The following is a 246-nucleotide window of genomic DNA, read 5'->3' as shown; positions in this document are numbered from 1 at the left end:
CCCTGCGAATCATGATCGTTACGGTCACCCAGATGACCCAGGTTCTCCAACTTCGACTCCTGCAGACTGGTAGCGATCGCCACCACCGCGGCCCGCTCATCCATCCCGGCCTTCTTCGTCGCCGCGACGATCTCCTTCACGTTACCCGTCTGCTCCGCACCAAGATCGATACGCGACTGACCCGACGGCACACCATGCGGCAACAGCTTCGCCCGATCAACCACGCCCACAGCCTCACCAGCCTTG

Annotated in this window: 1 pseudogene; it reads right to left on the bottom strand. The window is 62.2% G+C overall.

Going from position 1 to position 246, the window contains the following annotated elements:
- Positions 1-246: pseudogene (locus GSF22_RS34340) on the bottom strand (hypothetical protein); the annotation flags it as partial.

The sequence above is a fragment of the Micromonospora echinofusca genome, assembly GCF_017614955.1.
In the GTDB taxonomy this organism is placed as follows: domain Bacteria; phylum Actinomycetota; class Actinomycetes; order Mycobacteriales; family Micromonosporaceae; genus Micromonospora; species Micromonospora echinofusca_A.
Note: the sequence above shows the minus strand (reverse complement) of the source record. Positions and strands in the feature narration are given on the sequence as shown.